The organism is Monashia sp. HAY1-2A (assembly GCF_056755315.1).
The window spans coordinates 1-230 of record NZ_JBNDHY010000863.1; the positions used below are offsets into that span (position 1 = coordinate 1).

The 230-nt window shown below is 68.3% G+C and carries 1 protein-coding gene; it reads left to right on the top strand.

All coding sequences use genetic code 11. The features are described from left to right. Nucleotides 1-7: 7 nt before the first annotated feature. On the top strand, nt 8-230 hold a 223-nt coding region (locus ACPYOM_RS24220; protein WP_481347938.1), incomplete at its 3' end, for a DUF5682 family protein.

Consider the following 230-nt stretch of genomic DNA (forward strand, 5'->3'; position numbering starts at 1 on the left):
GGTCCGGGTGGCCCATGCCTTGCGCCAACAGAACCTGGATGCATCCACCGCCTCCGTGGTGGAGGCCAGCCGCATGGCCACCACCCTGGCCGCTGTCCGCGGCAGGCCAAGCCCCGGACTCCCTGAACTCGAGGACGCAGCCCAGGCGGTTCTGTGCGATGGGTCCCCACTTCCCTTGGCCCTGGTGCATTCCGAGCTGACAGTGGGCAGGGATCTGGGGACTGTTCCTG